Here is a 16,502-nt window from a genome sequence, read left to right on the forward strand (position 1 = left end):
GGTATTCAGGCTTGTAGACAGGGTCGCCTGTCTCACGATTAATTTTTCCGATAAGACATCTTTTATTTCTGGGTTTTCCTTCACTATTACGATAGGAAGTTGATTCATATAGATAAGTATTGTTTCCAACTTTTTGCTTCACAATACAAGCCATATCGCCCCCTTTGTAGTAAGATGCTATTATACCTTCAAGGGGGCAAAACTAGCAGTTTTTTAAAATTTTTGAAAATTATTTTTAGCCAAAAACAACAAATAAAAACTTTAATCTCAAAGCCATACATCCAATTTTAGCACTTTGTATAACGTTTGTAGGTGTATAATTTATCGGGAATTTAGGAATAAAGTACTTTTTCACGAAAAACCTCCTTAAAAATTGGGTAATGGAAAGGGGGCATGAATGTGCGTGTTTTAAGACGAACCAACTATCCAAGATATAAACCGTGTAGATTTTTAATAACAATGTTCATTTAATATCTTTGAATCTCTGTGGTGTCAAGAAAAATAAGAATGTGTTATCTGAAGCCCGGTAGCACTTTCTGCGCTGCGTTGTTAATGGCAGGGCTTGATTTTTTGGGGTAAGGTTATGAAAAAAGAAAACAGCGAAGACGCTTTCCATCTCTGCGATCATGGAAACGGATGCAGAGGAAAAAAAAGTTCTTCTTTTTTGAAAAAACCCTCCTGGCTTCGCCGGAGTCTTCCCAGGGGGCCTCGGTATGGCAGGGTTCAGCATCTTTTAAAGGAAAAGGGACTGCATACGGTCTGTGAGCAGGCCCACTGCCCCAATCAGTTCGAGTGCTTTGGAAAGGGTACAGCCACCTTTCTTCTGCTGGGCGAAACCTGTACCCGGCACTGCCGTTTCTGTAACATTGATTCCGGTCCCGTTTTTCCGCCAGACATGGAAGAACCGGAGAGGGTGGCAGAGGCTGCCGCAGGTTTAGGGCTTTCCTATGTGGTCCTGACCTCTGTGACCCGTGATGATCTGGAAGATGGTGGGGCAAAAATTTTTGCAGAATCCATCAAAGCCCTGCGCAGGCGGCTTCCATCGGCAGGCGTTGAAGTGCTGATTCCCGACTTTATGGGATCGGAAGATGCTTTGAAAACAGTGGTGTATGCAAAACCCGATGTGATTAACCATAATATGGAAACTGTGGAAAGGCTTTATCCTGAGGTGCGTCCGGAAGCCCTTTATCAAAGGTCGCTGGAACTGATAGCAAGGGTTGCTGCCCATGAATCCGGCATTCCTGCCAAATCAGGCATCATGCTGGGCCTTGGTGAAGGGGATGATGAGATTATGAAAACCCTGAGGGATCTGAGGCAGGCCGGATGTCGCATTCTGACCATCGGCCAGTATCTTCAGCCCTCGGAAAGACATCTTGCCGTGAAACGCTTTGTCCCGCCGGAGACCTTTGATTTCTGGCGAAAAGAGGCTCTGGGTATGGGGTTTTCCGCCGTGGCCAGCGGGCCCTTTGTCCGCAGCTCCTACAGGGCCGAAGAGTATCGGGCTGTTCTTGAAACCGCCGGTTTTTGAAATATGGATTTTTAGCTGCCCGTATTATGTAAGTGCGTGTAAACAGAAAAAGGTATGTTGTGAAAAGAATGAATACATCCGGCAGAAGCCGGATTTTTTTTGTGGAGTCTTCTGCCCTGCTGCGCCTTGCCATTCCCGTATGGATAGGGCAGTTGGCCTTCAGCGCCGCAGGTTTTGTGGATACGCTGATGTCCGGCCGTGTGGGGGCCGTGGATCTTGCCGGTGTTGCCATGGGAGCCAGTACCTGGGTGCCCGTACTTTTCGGACTCAATGGCCTGCTTCTGGCTGTCAGCCCCATGGTGGCCCAGCTGGTGGGAGCCGGGAGAAAATCTGAAATTGGCGATGTGGTACACCACGGCCTGCTGCTGGCCTTTACCATGGGCATCATCATTGGGCTTCTGCTTCAGTGCATGGCCCCGGTCCTTGATTTCATGGGGGCTCCTTCTGAGGTTATTGGGGTAACACTTCTTTATCTGAAGGGGCTTGGTCCCGGTGTTCCTGCCATGGCAGGCTATCTGGTGCTTAAAAGTTTTTCCGAGGCCATGGGGGACACCAGACCGCAGATGCTGATTTCCATTGTGGGACTGTTTTGCAATGTGGCCTTGAATTTTCTTTTTATTTACGGTGGATTTGGCATTCCTGCCATGGGCGGGGCCGGATGCGGCTGGGCCAGCGGTCTGACCTTCTGGATCATGTTTGTGAGCATGGGAATCTATCTGGGCAGGGCCAGAGCCTATCGCAGTCTTGGCTGGCTGCGGCGGCCCCGTTTCCGATGGGCTGTGTTAAAGGAGATCCTTCGCCTTGGTGGTCCCATCGGGCTGACCCTTTTCATGGAAGCCAGTATTTTCGGGTGTATCACCCTTTTCATCGGAGGGCTGGGGGCCATTGCCGTGGCAGGGCATCAGGTGGCCATGAACATTTCCGGACTGGTTTACACCATTCCCTTAAGCCTTGCCACGGCTGTCACGGTCCGGGTCGGGCAGGCTGTGGGAAGAAAAAGTATAGGGGATGCCATGGCAACGGCATGGTCCGGCATGGGGCTGGCACTTTTGATCGCAGGTATCACCCTGACATGCACCCTTATTTTCCGTTACTGGCTGGTGGCCTTATATACACCGGACGGGGCGGTGCAGAGCATGGCTGCGGGGCTTCTTGTTCTCGGGGCTTTGTATCAGCTTTCCGATGCGGTGATGACGGCTTCTCTCGGGGCCTTGCGGGGATTTAAGGATACGGCTGTTCCCATGCGCCTTACCTTTGTTGCTTACTGGGGGGTTGCCATGCCCCTTGGTTATATGCTGGGCATGACGGATGTTCTTTTACCACGCATGGGAGCTGCGGGCTTCTGGATCAGCCTGATTACAGGACTGACCCTTGCTGCCTGTTTTTTACTGCTGAGGCTTTTGAGGGTACAGAAAAAGCCTTTGTAAATCCTGAGTAAAAATTCAGGGAGGATCAAAGTAGAGGGTGAGCTGCTCAAAAACGCCCGGCCAGTTTTTTTCTATGATGTGCGGACATTCAAAAAAATACTCACAGCATACGGCAAAAAATTCTGCCGGAGACTCCATTGCATAGGAACCGATGGGCAGGTGTCCGTTCTGGTGTATGCGTTTTCCGGCGTCTTTCCATGCCGTGCGGAAAGCTTCGCTCCAGGCCTTTGAATTCATGTTTCGGGGCAGGGGAGGGAAGCCGTTGGCTTCTCCGTTGCCCATATCCAGAATATGGGCGATTTCGTGGATCACAACATTGTAGCCGCTGCCCTGACCCGATGCATGGACATCTTCCCATGAAAGAACCACAGGGCCATTCTGCCAGGCTTCTCCGGAAAGCGCCTCATTTCTCCGGTGGACAATGCCTGCCTCGTCAATCTCTTCTGTATCTGGAATAAATTCGGATGGGTACAGGATGATGGATGTGATGGCATCCAGTGCGGAAAGTCCGAAATTCAGAACCGGAATACATGCGAGGGTTGCCACATAACCCCGCATGAACTCATCCACCTCAAGGCCTTGAATACCTTCAAAATCCTTTTCATGGCAGAAAAGGGATGCCAGATCCCTCAGGAGGAAAGCCTTGTCCGGAGCCATGGAATCAAGAATCGGGATGTCCGTACGTACACTTTCCCAAAGATCCCGGTCCATGCGTACCCTGTCCAGATTTCTTTTTCTGCGCCATTCCCGGATTTTCCACCACATGTTTTTTCTCCAGAAAAAAAGTTGCCATGCAAGGACCGAGGGAATCCTCCCTGATATGACCTGCCATACCTGCAAGCAGCCATGGGGTTTTACATCAGAATAAAATCAAAGTGCTTAATGGTTGTCCTGTGGCTGTGGGGTCTCCTGTGTTGCTGTTTTCGCAGGTCTGCGGGTCTTCCAGCGGTCATGTACCCACAGCCATTGTTCCGGGTATCTTCGAACCATCACTTCAATGGCCTTGTTGTACCTCTGGGTATTGATGCGGATGTCTTCTTCGGGATTACCCGTGCGGACAAGGGGAATTTCCGGATAGAAAATCATTTTATAGCGGTCTTTTTCTCTGGCTATGAGGGCAGGAACCACAGCCGCCTCCGTTGCAAGGGAAAGCAAGGCCGGACCCTTGGATGCATAGGCTTCGCGTCCCATAAAATCAATCAGGGTACCGTTTTTTGTATTGGCGTTCTGGTCAATGAAGATGGCGATACTTTCGCCCATATTCAGCCTGTCATGGATTTTCTGTACGGAATTGCGCAGGGGAATCATGTTTGCACCAAGGCGGGTTCTGGCCCGGAGAAAAAAAGCATCCAAGGGTTTGAAATCCATGGTTCTGTAAATGGTATTATTGGGCAGCTTGATTCTTTCAAGGCAGGCAGGCAGAATTTCCCAGGTGCCTATATGACCTGTGATGAGGATGACGCCCTTTTTTTTCCGGTAAGCCCTGCTGAGATTTTCCAGCCCTTCCGGTTCAAGGTAGTTATAGATATTGCGACCATCCAGATGCAGGCCCCATCCGATTTCAAAAAACATTTCTCCCCAGTGCTTAAAAACATCAAAGGCAAGGGAACGGATTTCTTTTTCGGATTTTTCCGGAAAGACCATAGCCAGATTTTTTTCTGCAAGAACCCTGTGTCTGCGGTCCAGCCTGTACCAGATCCGTGCCATGGCATGGGCCATGCCAACACGCCATGATTTTGGCAGGCCACCAAGGGTCCACATGAAACCATAGATGATTTTGTAAATGATTTTATCCTGAAAACGCATGGGGCATCCTTAATCGTTAATGATGATGAATATCTACTCTGCCAGCAGGAAATATCTGCCCTGAAGAAGGCTTTACCATAAGCCTGCGCAGGTTTCATGGAAAAAATGAAGCGCTGTGCCGGATATCTTCTGAGGGGGCCGGCGAAGGGGCACAAGTCATGCTTTATATATAAGGATGGACGTAACTTCTGAGTAACTTCAAAAGTACTTTATGACAAAGCGCCGTAACACGGCGTGGGTTGCTGTTCAGCATGTTTTTTTCTGAACTGCCAATGCTGTCATTGCAGCAGCTTCGTACTGTTGCAAGGCTCCGAGGCTATTTGCAAGTGACATTGCAATCGTTTCGGATCAGAGCTTCGCAGGCCTGTGCGAAAGAAGCGGCAAACTGTCTGACCCGCCACAAAGGCAGCGTGCTTAAGCCTGCTATGGCAATCAAAAAGCTTCTCCTGCCTGTGGCGGGGAGTTTTTGCCGCTTCCGTACAGGGCAAGAAGCTCCCGAATAAGATTGCGTCACGGGCAAATAGCCTGGGTCCTGTGCATCTGTCTTGCAGCTATGGTACTTGGAACAATGTGCTGAATAATTACGGATGGACAAGCTTTCTGCGTCCATCCTTTACGGGGCCTGCCTTACATGGACCCACCCGCAAGCTTTGCCACAATCACCCTCGGCCCGTCCATGAAGTTTCTGCGGGAAAGGACCTCTTGCAGCTGGGCAGCCGTATGCACTTCTTCCGCGGGAACCCCCATGCTTTCCGCAAGACCAACCCAGCCGATGGCAGGGTTTTTAAATTTGGTAAGGCTGGCTGCCATGGGACCGGGGCTGGTAATCCCCGCACGATTCATTTCAATATCCAGAATATTGTATCCGCCGTTCTCGCAGAGAATGGTGGTGACGGGCAGGTTTTCCCTTGCCTGTGTCCAGAGGGCCTGAAAGGTGTACATGGCACTGCCATCGGCCTGAAGTCCGATCACGGGGCGCTCCGGACAGGCCATGGAGGCACCGATGGCACAGGGCATGCCAAAACCAATGGCACCGCCTGTAATGGAAAGGGAGGTGTGGGAGGCGGCACCGGGGGCGTAATAATTATAGAAAAAACCGGAACTGATACCCTCATCCACCACAATGGCATTTTCCGGCTGCATGGTGGAAAGGATGATGCCAAGGGAAACCATATCTAACTGGTCTCCTGGATTTGCATCGAGAAGGGGAGAAACGGGAGTGGCAATATCCCCGGCATTCGCACCAAGGATGCCAGCAAGGTTCTTCAGGCTGGCAGCGGCATTATCTTCGGCCTTTGCGATCTGAAGGATGCGGTGGTCCGGGCCCAGTATCTGGCCGGGGATGCCGGGATAACCGAAAAAGGCCACGGGTGCATCCATGCCCGCAAGGATGATGGTGTCAAAGTCTTTGAGCCGCTCGATGGCAGCTTCCGGAAAGTAGGGGATTTTTTCCGGAGCAGGAATGCCTTTTCCCCTCTCAAGGCGTGCTGCAAAGGTTTCCATGAATAGGGAGGCCCCGGTTTTACCGCATATGGCTGCCGCAGCTTCCAGCCCCTTTATACTCAGGGCAGATCCGCCCAGAAGAAGGGCTGCCTTTTTTGCTTTTTTAAGCATATCTGCAGCAGGCTCCAGTGCCTGCTGATTTTCCTTTTGATTGCCATGATAAGAGAGTTCTTCAGGCAGGGTATCCATCTCCATGGCCTGCAGGTCATGGGGCAGGACAAGGCTTGCAATACCGCCGGACATGGCGGCTTCATAGCATGCCTGCAGATCCTTGCCCAGTGTTCCTGTCTGGCCTGCATAGCGCACCCAGCCCGGCAGGGAGGCTGCCAGATTTTCTACGGGCATGGTGAGGGGGGCATTGGCTCCCCTGTGCCAGGTGGCGTGGTCTCCGATGAGGTTGATGACGGGGCTTTTTGCACGGCGGGCATTGTGCAGGTTGGCTATGCCATTGGCAAAGCCGGGACCAAGGTGCAGAAGGGTGAGTCCGGGTTTTCCCGTCATGCGGGCCTGACCATCCGCAGCACCTGTGGCAACACCTTCGAAAAGACAGAGAACCGGGCGTATGCCCTTTACCCTGTCAAAGGCTTCCACAAGGGGCATTTCCGTTGTTCCGGGATTGGCATAACAGGTGGAGACCCCTGCACGGGCAAAACTGTTAAATAAAAATTCAGAAGCGTTCATGGTTAAGATTTTTCTCCTTTTTTACGGGCCTGTCTTTATACCCTGAATTTTCCCACCAGTTCAGAAAGGGTGGCCCCCAGATCGGCAAGTTCGGCGGCACTGGCCGTAACCTGACCGCCCTCATGTTTCAGTTTTTCGGTTTTGTCGTTCACACCATTGATATCCGATGAAATTTCCGATGCCGCAAGGGAAAGCTGGCTCACATTGCTATTGACTTCCTGGGTTCCTGCGGATGCCTGGGAAATGTTGCCAGCAATTTCCCTTGTGGCCACGGTCTGTTCTTCCACAGCCGTGGCAATGGTGGCATTGATTTCTGAGATGTCACCGATGACCCGGACCACATTGCCGATGGCCTTAATGGTTTCTGCGGAAAGGGTCTGAACCCCTTCGATGCGCTGGCGGATTTCCTGGGTGGCACTGGCCGTCTGTCTTGAAAGTTCTTTGATTTCTCCCGCCACAACGGCAAAGCCCTTCCCGGCTTCCCCGGCCCTTGCGGCTTCTATGGTGGCGTTGAGGGCAAGGAGGTTGGTCTGTTCGGATATTTCCGTGATGCTTTCGGTAACCTTGCTGATATCCATGGCGGCCTGTTCCAGAGCCATCATGCGTTCCGATGCCTGTTTGCCTGTGGCTACGGCTTCTTCGGAAATACTGCGGGCCTTTTCCGCATTCAGGGCGATTTCTGTGATGGTGCTGGTCATTTCTTCCGTGGCAGTGGCGACCATATTGATATTGGTGCTGGCTTCTTCCATGGCCGCAGCAACATTATGGACACTGGAGTTCATTTCTCTGGAGGCGGCTGCCACCCTTCCTGCATTTTGGGCTGTGCCACGGGTTTCTTCCGACATACGTGAGGCAATGGTATTGAGACCGGAAGAAGCCTGCCCCAGGGTTCTGGCATTTCCCTGTATCTGCTGAATCATATGTTGAAGTTTTGCAATGAAGGTGTTGAAGTTTTCACTGAGTCCTGCAATTTCATCTTTTCCGTTTACGGGCAGGCGGCGGGTGAGATCCCCTTCGCCCTCGGATATTTCCTTGAGATTGCCGGCCACATGCTGAATGGGACGGACAATGATACGGTCTGCAATAAAAAAGACCACAAGGAAAAGCATGGCAATGGAAATCATTCCGATGACGAGACTGACATTGCGCAACTGACGGGAACCTTCCAGCACCCTGTCCATGGAAACAGCTACGGCAAGACTCCATGGGGCATCACTGGAGCCGATGCGCACAGGGGCATAAACCGTAAAGCTCTGTCCGTCGAGGAGGGCGGAACGGCCATACTCCCTTGCCACCCTGCCCTCCTGAACGGCCCGGATGATGCTTCCGTCAATATTAAAATCCCTCATATGTGCGCCAATGGCCTTTTCCATGGGGTGGGCCACACCTATGCCTTCATTGGAAACAAGAAAGCCGTAGCTGTGTTTTTCCCCAAAGGGTTGAACCGCAGCAATAATATCGGCCATGCGCTCCATGGAATAATCCACACCGGCAACGCCGACCACCCTGCCGCCGGTACGGATGGGAACGCAGGCAGAAACCAGCATGGTTTTTTTACCGGCAATCTCGTATTCCGTGGGCGGGGTGATGAAGATTTTTCCTGTTCTGTAGGGTTGCCAGTACCATCTGCCATCGGGGCTGTCTTCGGCATAGGCCCCTGTGATATCCAGTTCCGGCTGGCCGCTGCTGCGGTGCCAGTAGGGCATGAACTGGCCCTTGTCATCACTGCCCGGGGTGTTGACGAAGTCCGCATCCCTGCCGTCAAAGGCATTGGGATGCCAGACGGCCCAGGTCCCCCAGAATTCCGGGTTGTCTGCCAGTACACTGCGCATGAGGGCTGCGGTCATGGCCCTTGAAGGCTTATATTCCGTATTCTGGATGCCACCCAGCATCTGGGCCATGGTTTCTGCGGCATTCAGGGGTTCTTCCAGCTGGGCGCGGACTTCTCCACCATGGCGGTGGGCAGCTTCCATGGCAAGATTTTCTGCATTCTCCTGCAGCTGAGCCGAGGCCATGTGGCTGATGATCCATATGGTCACGGCAAAGGCCAGCACAGCCACGGAACATACGGCAAGGAGCATTTTCATTTTCAGGCGCATCCGGGAAAACATGATGATACCTCTTTGGTGAAGGTTGTGGTTTATAAAGTTATTGCCGGGATTTTATGGGAAAAAATATGCGGGCAGGCATTTTTTGTAATAATGATCTGTATTGCAATGTCTTTGAAATATAGATCATAAAGTCCTTCCATGGAACCTTTTTTTGAAAAGGTAAGGATATCCGGACAGAGAGTGTCCGGATATCCTTATGGAGGGATGGAAAACGGGCAGGGGAACAGAATCCGGAGAGCATCTCTGATTATCCCCGGATGGGGGTGGACTGAGTGCGGGGAGAGCGACTCAGTTATGGTTGCATGAAACCATAATTTTATTTGAAAAATATTGGGAGTATGTCAGAAATATAATTTTTCTGGCTGATATTCCGGCATGGCTAAGGCCCCTCTCTTTTTTGTCCATGCATCACACACTGCCTTTGTCTTGATTATTGTGATAGGGTTTCACCAGCTGTTGGGAAAAGACCGGATAAGGGAGAAGGGTGAACCATATGCATGAACTGCCTGTGATGATAAAAATACTGTCTGTGGTATGCAGGCATGCACAAAAAAATGGTGTTCGGGAAGTCCGTAGTATCACCGTAGGTGTTGGTATTCTGTCGGACCTTGAGCCGGAGTGGATGCAGAAGTATTTTGACAGGATATCCAGAGAAACCGTGGCTGCCGGTGCAAGGCTCCATGTGCGGCGTATTCCGGCCCTGTTTCAGTGTGCCATATGTCAGGCATCCTATGTATGGAAAGACAGAAAACAGCCCATTCCTGCCTGTCCCGGATGCGGCAGGCAGGGAGAAGGCCGTCTGGTTGCCGGAACGGGTTATCAGGTGCTGGAGATGGAAGCCATTTGATGAAAAGGAAAAGGGACGGAAATGTGGTATTTTAAAAAAAAAGGTGTTGAGATAATTATACTTTGTCTCTTTGTGTTTTTTACATCCGTCTCCTGCGGACTGAAGGCACCGCCCATGCCACCGGGAACAACAATGCCTGGGGCTCCCGTCTCCTTTGAAGTAAGGCAGGGAGCAGGTGGCTTTGCCTTATCCTGGGAAGTTGAGGGGACAGGGCCAGCCGGTTTCAGGATTTACAGGGCAGTGGTTCGGGAAGACGGATGCAGAGACTGCCCCCTTTCCTATACTCTGCTGGCTGTACTGGGTCCGGAAGCCCGACGTTATATGGACAGAACAGATAGCTCCCGCATTTTTGTCTATGAGATCCGGCCCTTTATGGGCGGCGGGGCCGAAGGTCCGCCTGCCCGTTTGCAGACCCATGCAGGGGAGGAAGGTCGTCCGTGAATGCAGCCTGGATTTCCTTGGGAGCCAATCTCGGAGACCCCGTGACAACTCTGCAGCAGGCTTTGGAAAGCATAAGAATTTCTGACGGAATCCGGCTGGAAGCGGTTTCTTTTTTTTATAAAAGTGCGCCCGTGGATTATGAAGACCAGCCCGTTTTTGTGAATGCGGCGGCCCGTGTCCGGACCTGCTTTGAACCGGAAAAATTTCTGGAATGTCTTTTTCATCTGCAAAAACAGGCAGGGCAGGGGAAAAAGGCATTTCGCTATGGTCCCCGGCTTTTGGATCTGGACCTTCTTTTATACGAAAACCGGGTCTGCAGGGGCAAGAGCCTAGAAATCCCACACCCCCGTATGCATCTGCGCCGTTTTGTTCTTAAGCCCCTTTGTGATATAAATCCCCACATGCGGCATCCTCTGCTGCATGAAACCATGGCGGAACTTCTTGGAAAACTGCCCGAAAACTCCCAGTGGGTGGAAAGGATACCATGCCCGGAATTATTGTTACCCTGATTCTGATTTATATTTTATGGCGGCTGATCGTGGGTTCTTCACCAAAAGTATCCGACGAAGTGCATGAAGAGCTTGTTCAGGATCCTGTGTGTGGTCTGTATTTCCCTAAAAGTGAGGCCCTGCTGGTGAAAAGGGGGGGACAGGAGGTACATTTCTGCAGTGACAAGTGTAAGAATCTGTTTCTCATCGAAGAGAAAAAAAAAGATAAAATTTTTTGATGATCTCTTACTGGTTTTCCTCGAAAGCTTATGGAGCTTATCAGTGTTTATAGAGTTCAGGCTCCTTCATGCTGGAACGCCTGAGAGGTTTTAATGCATGATATTTAAAAAGATTTATTTTGAAATAACCAGTGCCTGCAACCTCTCCTGCCCCTTCTGTCCACCCCTGAAACGGGAATCCTGCTTCATCGGAGAAAGGGACTTTGGGAAGGTTCTTGATGAAATTGCAGGCATGACGGAAAGGGTACTGCTCCATGTGAGGGGAGAGCCTCTGCTGCATCCGGAGTTTCCCAGTTTTATCCGTATGGGGCAGGCCCTTGGCGTTTCCTTTGAAATCACCACCAATGGTGCCCTTCTCGAAGGGCTGGAAGATGTGCTGCTGCTGCCCTCCCTTGTGCAGGTGAATGTTTCCCTGCACAGCCTGTTGGCCAACGGCCTTGAGAATCAGCCCCGGATTCTGCAAAAAATATGGGATTTTGCCCGGAGAGCCCAGCAGGAAAGGCCGGACCTTTATATCAATTTCCGCTTCTGGGATATGGCAAGTGCTGTGGATACCCCGCAGAACGCCATACTGGAGCAGCTGGAAAGGATGTATGGTTTCCATCTGCCCAATGTGAACGTGAAACGGAAAAAGAGCTTCCAGCTTTCAGGCAGGGTCAGCCTGCATTTTGATACGGAATTTCAGTGGCCTTCCATGGAAGATGCGGTGACAGGTGATGCCGGATTCTGTTATGGCCTGAAAAATCAGATCGCCATTCTTTCCAATGGTGTGGTGACCCCCTGCTGTCTGGATGCGGAAGGGCTCATTTGCCTTGGCAATGCTTTTCACCAGCCCCTTGCAGAAATTCTTGAAAGTCCCCTGGCCCTTGCAATTGCAAGTAATTTTGATGCCTACCGTCTGTCCGAAGCCCTCTGCCAGCGCTGCAGCTATATAAAGAGATTTTCTCAGAAAACCCTGCGTACCCGGCTGGCACGGAAGGGCAGGGAAGAAGTTTTGGCAGAGGTGTAAAAAAAGAGATTCCTCTGGGGGCAGCGCATGATGAAAGGAGCTGGATCTGTCTGTTTATTTTTCTTCTGGACAAGGCAGAGAGGATGTGTTTTTTATATATATATTTTGTATACAAACAAAAAAGCTCCGATGGAACAGACGTGAAGCAGACATCCGCTACCTTGATACCTTGTGAAAGGGGGAAAAATGCAGATTACCGTCATCAGTGGCAGTCCCAAGGGAGAGCTCAGCGTTACCCTTCAGTCCCTGCGTTACATTGAAAAAGTCTTTCCTGAACACAGAATGGATGTGATCCATGTGGGCCAGAGTATCCGGGCCATAGAGGAAAAGGCGGAAAAAAGGGAAGAAATTTCAGCCCTTGTAAGTGCTTCTGACCTTGTGATTTTTGCCCAGCCGGTTTATACTTTCACCATTCCATCCCAGCTGAAACGCTTTATTGAACTTGTTAACCAAAGCGATCTGAAAAGGGTTTTCAGTGGTAAATATGCGGCTGTGATGACAACATCCATCAATTTTTTCGACCACAGTGCCCATGACTATATGCGGGCAGTGACAGAAGATCTGAATATGGCCTTTGCTGGTGGTTTTTCCGCAGATTCTTATGATCTTCTGAATGCGGAAGAGCAGCAGCGGTTGAAAAATTTTGCCAAAGATATTTTCATGACCCTTGAAAAGAAACGTCCTGTGACAAGGGCCTTTGCTCCCCTTGTACATTCTCAGTGGAACTATGCGCCGGGTCCGGATCTCTCAAAACTGGATACAGAAGCAAAAAAAGTGGTGATCATTCAGGACAGAAGGTACGACGCAGAAAACGCAGGAGCCATGGCTGACCGCCTTGCCCGCCGTTTTCCTGAAGCTGATCGTCTGATACTGGAAGAAATGACACTGGCGGGTGGCTGCCTTGGCTGTGTGCAGTGCGGTTTTGATCACAGGTGCGTTTATACCGGAAAAGATGATTTCATTGCCACCTATGAGGAGCGGATTAAAACCGCTGATCTGCTGTTCTTTGTAATGAAGGTGGAAGACCGCATGTTTTCTTCCCTCTGGAAGGCTTTTTTTGACCGGGGTTTCTACAATACCCATACCCCCACACTGAAGGGAAAGCAGCTGGGTTTTGTGATTTCAGGGCCTTTTGGGCAGATGGCTCCCTTCCGGGAAGTGCTGACGGCCTTTACCCAGTGGCAGGGTGCGGGGCTTGTGGATATGGTTTCCGATGAATGCGCTCAGGCCCCTTTGCTGGACAGTCTGCTGGATACCCTTGCTGAACGGGCTGTGGAAGCCAGCGAAAGGGGATACGTGGCCCCTGCCACCTTCCTTGGCAAGGCAGGGATGAAGGTGTTCCGGGATGATGTGTTTGGTCGCCATCGCTTTGTGTTTCAGGCGGATCATGACTGGTTTGAAGCCAATGGGATTTATGATTTTCCCCAGGATGATAAAAGGGCCATGGAAACCAATGCCTTTATGTTTGATATGATGAAAGATCCCGCAGTCAAAGAGGCCATCCGGAAAATGCTGAAATCCGAGATGGTGAAACCCATGCGCAAGGTGGTGGAAGAGGCCGGTTAAGCATAGACGGGCAGCCACCTTTTTTCCATCCTTCTCCCCCATAGAAAAAACAGGAGGTGGCTGTATGCAATCCGATTCCCGTGTACGCAGTCCTGCGGTGGCATCCCTCTTTTATCCGGGGGATGCCTTGCGTCTTGGGCAGGAAGTGTCTTCTCTTCTGGAAAAGGCCGGAACTTTTTCAGGTCTTCTGCCCAAAGCCATGGTTGTGCCCCATGCGGGCTATGTCTGGTCCGGTGGTCTGGCGGCCACAGCCTGTAAACTTCTTATTCCCATGAAAAATCAAATCCGGCGGGTGGTGTTACTGGGGCCTGCCCACAGGGTATACCTGAGGGGCATTGCCCTTCCTTCCAGCACGGCCTTTGCCACGCCCTTCGGGGAGGTGGGTTTAGATACGGATCTTCTGCAAAAACTGGCAGCGGCTTTTTCCTGTGTGAAGGTGATGGATGCGGCCCATGCCATGGAGCACAGCCTTGAGGTCATTCTTCCCTTTCTTCAGAAAACCCTGGACTCCTTTACCCTTGTGCCTCTGGTGGTGGGGGAGACGGATGCCCATAAAGTGGCTTCGGTGCTGGATGATCTCTGGGGCGGCGAAGAAACCCTTATCCTTGTCAGCTCGGATTTAAGCCACTTCAAGGACTATGCGTCAGCCCGAACAATGGATTTAAAGACGGCGCAGGCCATTGAAGCCATGGATCTTTCGGGGATTTCTCCGGATGCCGCCTGCGGGGTGTATCCCTTAAGGGGTTTTTTAATTTCCGCACTTCGCCGCAGTCTCAAGGTCCACCGTCTGGGACTTTACAATTCGGGGGATGTCTCAGGAGATAAGGCTGGCGAGGTTGTCGGCTATGGGGCATGGGCTTTCACGGAGGAGGGAATATGAGCATGGACTACCTTAATCCTGCAGAAAAAAAGTTCCTCCTTTCCATGGCATGGGATGTTCTCAGGGCAGGGGTTGCCGGAAAGAGATCCCTTATAAGGCCCGATGCCAAAACAGGGGGGCATCTGATGGAAAGGGGGGCTTCCTTTGTTACCCTCCAAAAGTCGGGGGAGCTCAGGGGATGTATCGGCTCCCTCACGGCATGGCGTCCCCTGTGGGAGGATGTGGCGGCCCATGCCTGGAATGCGGCCTTTGAAGATCCCCGCTTTTCTCCTGTGAAGGCTTCGGAGCTTTCCCTCATTTCCCTTAAAATTTCCGTTCTCACACCACCGGAACCCCTTGCATTTGATTCGGAAGCGGACCTGCTTTCAAAGCTTAAGCCCGGTGTGGACGGGCTTACCCTCCGTTCGGGCAGATGTCAGGCCACCTTTCTTCCCGCTGTATGGGAACAGCTTCCGGAGCCGGAAAGCTTTCTCATTCATCTGAAACTGAAAGCCGGACTGCGGGCCGATGCTTTTCCCAAAGATCTTGTGGTGGAACGCTATGCAACGGATGAATTTGCCTGAATGATTCCGGGATTAGGAGAATGCCATGAAAATTCCTGAAAGCTATTTTTGTAAAAAGGAGAAGGACAGCCTGCAGTGCATGGTCTGTCCCCATGGCTGTATCCTGAAAGAAGGGCAGCGGGGCCGCTGTTTTGTGCGCATGATGCAGGAGGGGCAGATGGTGCTGGACACCTATGGCCGTTGCAGCGGACTTTCCATTGACCCCATAGAAAAAAAGCCGCTGTATCATTTTCTGCCGGGAAGCCGGACGCTTTCCTTTGGTACGGCCGGGTGCAATCTGACATGCAGGTTCTGCCAGAACTGGGGACTTTCCCGTTCTAAAAGCATGGACAGGATGATGGTTTCTGCCATGCCGGAAGCCATTGCCGCAGCCGCCCTGAGGGAGGGATGCCGGAGTGTGGCCTATACCTATAATGATCCTGTGATTTTTCTTGAATATGCCATGGACACGGCCAAAGCCTGCAGGGAAGTCGGCCTTTTGTCCGTAGCTGTAACCGCAGGCTATATCCATGGAAAGGCAAGGGAAGATTTTTTTTCCCATATGGATGCCGCCAATGTGGACCTCAAGGCTTTTTCAGATTCCTTTTACAGAAAATACTGTGGGGCCTCCCTTGGGCCGGTTCTGGAAACCCTTTGCTATATCCGTCAGGAAACCAGCCTCTGGCTGGAGCTGACAACCCTGCTGATTCCGGGATACAATGATTCTGATAAAGATCTGGATGCCATGGTGGACTGGATTCTTGAACACCTCGGGCCGGATGTGCCCCTTCATTTTACGGCCTTTCATCCGGACCATGAGTTCCTTCATGTGAAAAGAACACCCGCAGCCATCCTGCTACGGGCAAGAAAAAGGGCCATGGACAGGGGGCTTTTCCATGTGATGACGGGAAATATCCCGGAAGAAGAAGGATCTTCCACCTTCTGCCATCATTGCGGTGAACTTCTCATTGCCCGGAGAGGATATCATATTACGCAGCGCAGGCTTTCTGAAAAGGGACTTTGCCCCCTTTGCTGCACGGCCTGTGCCGGTGTCTTTGATGGGGGGCTCAAGGCATGCTGCCAGAATAGCGAGTCTTCAAAATGGTAAAAAATCCTGTCTCCAAACCTCGTAAAAAACAGCTCACGCTCTGATATGGCGTTTTGTAATAGAGTACCTTGTGCCGGGTGAAAATTCATTTCGATCAGTGAAGGATTATTGGTCATTTTTTAAAGTTCTGAAGTAACTGTTCAGGTAATTATTCAGCACGGTTTATTCTGAACTGCCAATGCTGTAGTTGCAGCAGCTTCGTACTGCTGCAAGGCTCCGTGGCTATTTGAAAGTGACATTGCAATCGTTTCGGATCAGAGCTTCGCAGGCCTGTGCGAAAGAAGAGGCAACTGTCTGAGCCGCCACAAAGGCAGCGTACCAAAGAC

15 protein-coding genes are annotated in these 16,502 nt (G+C 51.2%); 11 read left to right on the forward strand and 4 right to left on the reverse strand.

Going from position 1 to position 16,502, the window contains the following annotated elements:
• The first annotated feature begins 583 nt into the window (after positions 1-583).
• Positions 584-1,528, forward strand: coding sequence for a lipoyl synthase (gene lipA, locus LZ24_RS04365; protein WP_144682741.1), 945 nt, complete (start codon positions 584-586; stop codon positions 1,526-1,528).
• Positions 1,529-1,596: 68 nt separating this feature from the next.
• A complete protein-coding gene (locus LZ24_RS04370; protein ID WP_246118520.1) occupies positions 1,597-2,955 on the forward strand; it encodes an MATE family efflux transporter in 1,359 nt (452 codons plus the stop codon).
• A 15-nt stretch (positions 2,956-2,970) separates the two neighbouring features.
• On the opposite strand, the gene LZ24_RS04375 is transcribed toward LZ24_RS04370, so the two are convergent.
• From LZ24_RS04375 to LZ24_RS04390, 4 genes are all read right to left on the reverse strand, one after another.
• The gene (locus LZ24_RS04375; protein WP_144682745.1) at positions 2,971-3,720 is read right to left on the reverse strand and encodes a M90 family metallopeptidase; all 750 of its coding nucleotides are present in this window, start codon (positions 3,718-3,720) and stop codon (positions 2,971-2,973) included.
• 114 nt (positions 3,721-3,834) lie between these two features.
• The gene (locus LZ24_RS04380; RefSeq protein ID WP_144682747.1) at positions 3,835-4,761 is read right to left on the reverse strand and encodes a lysophospholipid acyltransferase family protein; all 927 of its coding nucleotides are present in this window, start codon (positions 4,759-4,761) and stop codon (positions 3,835-3,837) included.
• A 627-nt stretch (positions 4,762-5,388) separates the two neighbouring features.
• Complete coding sequence (locus LZ24_RS04385; RefSeq protein WP_144682749.1) at positions 5,389-6,945, reverse strand: acetolactate synthase large subunit; 1,557 nt, start codon at positions 6,943-6,945, stop codon at positions 5,389-5,391.
• Positions 6,946-6,980: 35 nt separating this feature from the next.
• Positions 6,981-9,056: a methyl-accepting chemotaxis protein gene (locus LZ24_RS04390; RefSeq protein WP_144682751.1), complete on the reverse strand. Its 2,076-nt coding sequence runs from the start codon at positions 9,054-9,056 to the stop codon at positions 6,981-6,983.
• A gap of 493 nt (positions 9,057-9,549) precedes the next feature.
• Here LZ24_RS04390 and LZ24_RS04395 point away from each other — a divergent pair, with 493 nt between their 5' ends.
• From LZ24_RS04395 to amrS, 9 genes are all read left to right on the forward strand, one after another.
• The gene (locus LZ24_RS04395; RefSeq protein WP_144682753.1) at positions 9,550-9,903 is read left to right on the forward strand and encodes a hydrogenase maturation nickel metallochaperone HypA/HybF; all 354 of its coding nucleotides are present in this window, start codon (positions 9,550-9,552) and stop codon (positions 9,901-9,903) included.
• 132 nt (positions 9,904-10,035) lie between these two features.
• Positions 10,036-10,344: a hypothetical protein gene (locus LZ24_RS04400; protein WP_144682755.1), complete on the forward strand. Its 309-nt coding sequence runs from the start codon at positions 10,036-10,038 to the stop codon at positions 10,342-10,344.
• Entirely contained in the window at positions 10,341-10,853 is a 513-nt protein-coding gene (folK, locus tag LZ24_RS04405; protein ID WP_144682757.1) for a 2-amino-4-hydroxy-6-hydroxymethyldihydropteridine diphosphokinase, read from the forward strand. Before LZ24_RS04400 ends, folK begins: the two co-directional genes overlap by 4 nt.
• The gene (locus tag LZ24_RS04410; RefSeq protein ID WP_144682759.1) at positions 10,829-11,071 is read left to right on the forward strand and encodes a YHS domain-containing protein; all 243 of its coding nucleotides are present in this window, start codon (positions 10,829-10,831) and stop codon (positions 11,069-11,071) included. The genes folK and LZ24_RS04410 overlap by 25 nt, the downstream gene beginning before the upstream one ends.
• Positions 11,072-11,168: 97 nt before the next feature.
• Complete coding sequence (locus LZ24_RS04415) at positions 11,169-12,080, forward strand: radical SAM/SPASM domain-containing protein (RefSeq protein WP_144682761.1); 912 nt, start codon at positions 11,169-11,171, stop codon at positions 12,078-12,080.
• A 186-nt stretch (positions 12,081-12,266) separates the two neighbouring features.
• Positions 12,267-13,646, forward strand: coding sequence for an NAD(P)H-dependent oxidoreductase (locus tag LZ24_RS04420; protein ID WP_144682763.1), 1,380 nt, complete (start codon positions 12,267-12,269; stop codon positions 13,644-13,646).
• 64 nt (positions 13,647-13,710) lie between these two features.
• Positions 13,711-14,526: an AmmeMemoRadiSam system protein B gene (amrB, locus tag LZ24_RS04425; RefSeq protein ID WP_144682765.1), complete on the forward strand. Its 816-nt coding sequence runs from the start codon at positions 13,711-13,713 to the stop codon at positions 14,524-14,526.
• Complete coding sequence (gene amrA, locus LZ24_RS04430; RefSeq protein WP_186442927.1) at positions 14,523-15,089, forward strand: AmmeMemoRadiSam system protein A; 567 nt, start codon at positions 14,523-14,525, stop codon at positions 15,087-15,089. The genes amrB and amrA overlap by 4 nt, the downstream gene beginning before the upstream one ends.
• 25 nt (positions 15,090-15,114) lie before the next feature.
• Positions 15,115-16,176: an AmmeMemoRadiSam system radical SAM enzyme gene (amrS, locus tag LZ24_RS04435; RefSeq protein ID WP_144682767.1), complete on the forward strand. Its 1,062-nt coding sequence runs from the start codon at positions 15,115-15,117 to the stop codon at positions 16,174-16,176.
• The last annotated feature ends 326 nt before the right edge of the window (positions 16,177-16,502 follow it).

This window comes from Desulfobotulus alkaliphilus, from assembly GCF_007830435.1.
GTDB lineage: Bacteria > Desulfobacterota > Desulfobacteria > Desulfobacterales > ASO4-4 > Desulfobotulus > Desulfobotulus alkaliphilus.

Bases quoted from the DNA above. Each gene is read 5' to 3' on its own strand.
- LZ24_RS04410 (WP_144682759.1), top strand. From the start codon at position 10,829: ATGCCCGGAATTATTGTTACCCTGATTCTGATTTATATTTTATGGCGG.
- LZ24_RS04415 (WP_144682761.1), top strand. From the start codon at position 11,169: ATGATATTTAAAAAGATTTATTTTGAAATAACCAGTGCCTGCAACCTC.
- LZ24_RS04420 (WP_144682763.1), top strand. From the start codon at position 12,267: ATGCAGATTACCGTCATCAGTGGCAGTCCCAAGGGAGAGCTCAGCGTT.
- LZ24_RS04375 (WP_144682745.1), bottom strand. From the start codon at position 3,720: ATGTGGTGGAAAATCCGGGAATGGCGCAGAAAAAGAAATCTGGACAGG.
- LZ24_RS04380 (WP_144682747.1), bottom strand. From the start codon at position 4,761: ATGCGTTTTCAGGATAAAATCATTTACAAAATCATCTATGGTTTCATG.
- amrA (WP_186442927.1), top strand. From the start codon at position 14,523: ATGAGCATGGACTACCTTAATCCTGCAGAAAAAAAGTTCCTCCTTTCC.
- lipA (WP_144682741.1), top strand. From the start codon at position 584: ATGAAAAAAGAAAACAGCGAAGACGCTTTCCATCTCTGCGATCATGGA.
- LZ24_RS04395 (WP_144682753.1), top strand. From the start codon at position 9,550: ATGCATGAACTGCCTGTGATGATAAAAATACTGTCTGTGGTATGCAGG.
- LZ24_RS04400 (WP_144682755.1), top strand. From the start codon at position 10,036: ATGCCTGGGGCTCCCGTCTCCTTTGAAGTAAGGCAGGGAGCAGGTGGC.
- amrB (WP_144682765.1), top strand. From the start codon at position 13,711: ATGCAATCCGATTCCCGTGTACGCAGTCCTGCGGTGGCATCCCTCTTT.
- LZ24_RS04385 (WP_144682749.1), bottom strand. From the start codon at position 6,945: ATGAACGCTTCTGAATTTTTATTTAACAGTTTTGCCCGTGCAGGGGTC.
- LZ24_RS04370 (WP_246118520.1), top strand. From the start codon at position 1,597: ATGAATACATCCGGCAGAAGCCGGATTTTTTTTGTGGAGTCTTCTGCC.
- LZ24_RS04390 (WP_144682751.1), bottom strand. From the start codon at position 9,056: ATGTTTTCCCGGATGCGCCTGAAAATGAAAATGCTCCTTGCCGTATGT.
- amrS (WP_144682767.1), top strand. From the start codon at position 15,115: ATGAAAATTCCTGAAAGCTATTTTTGTAAAAAGGAGAAGGACAGCCTG.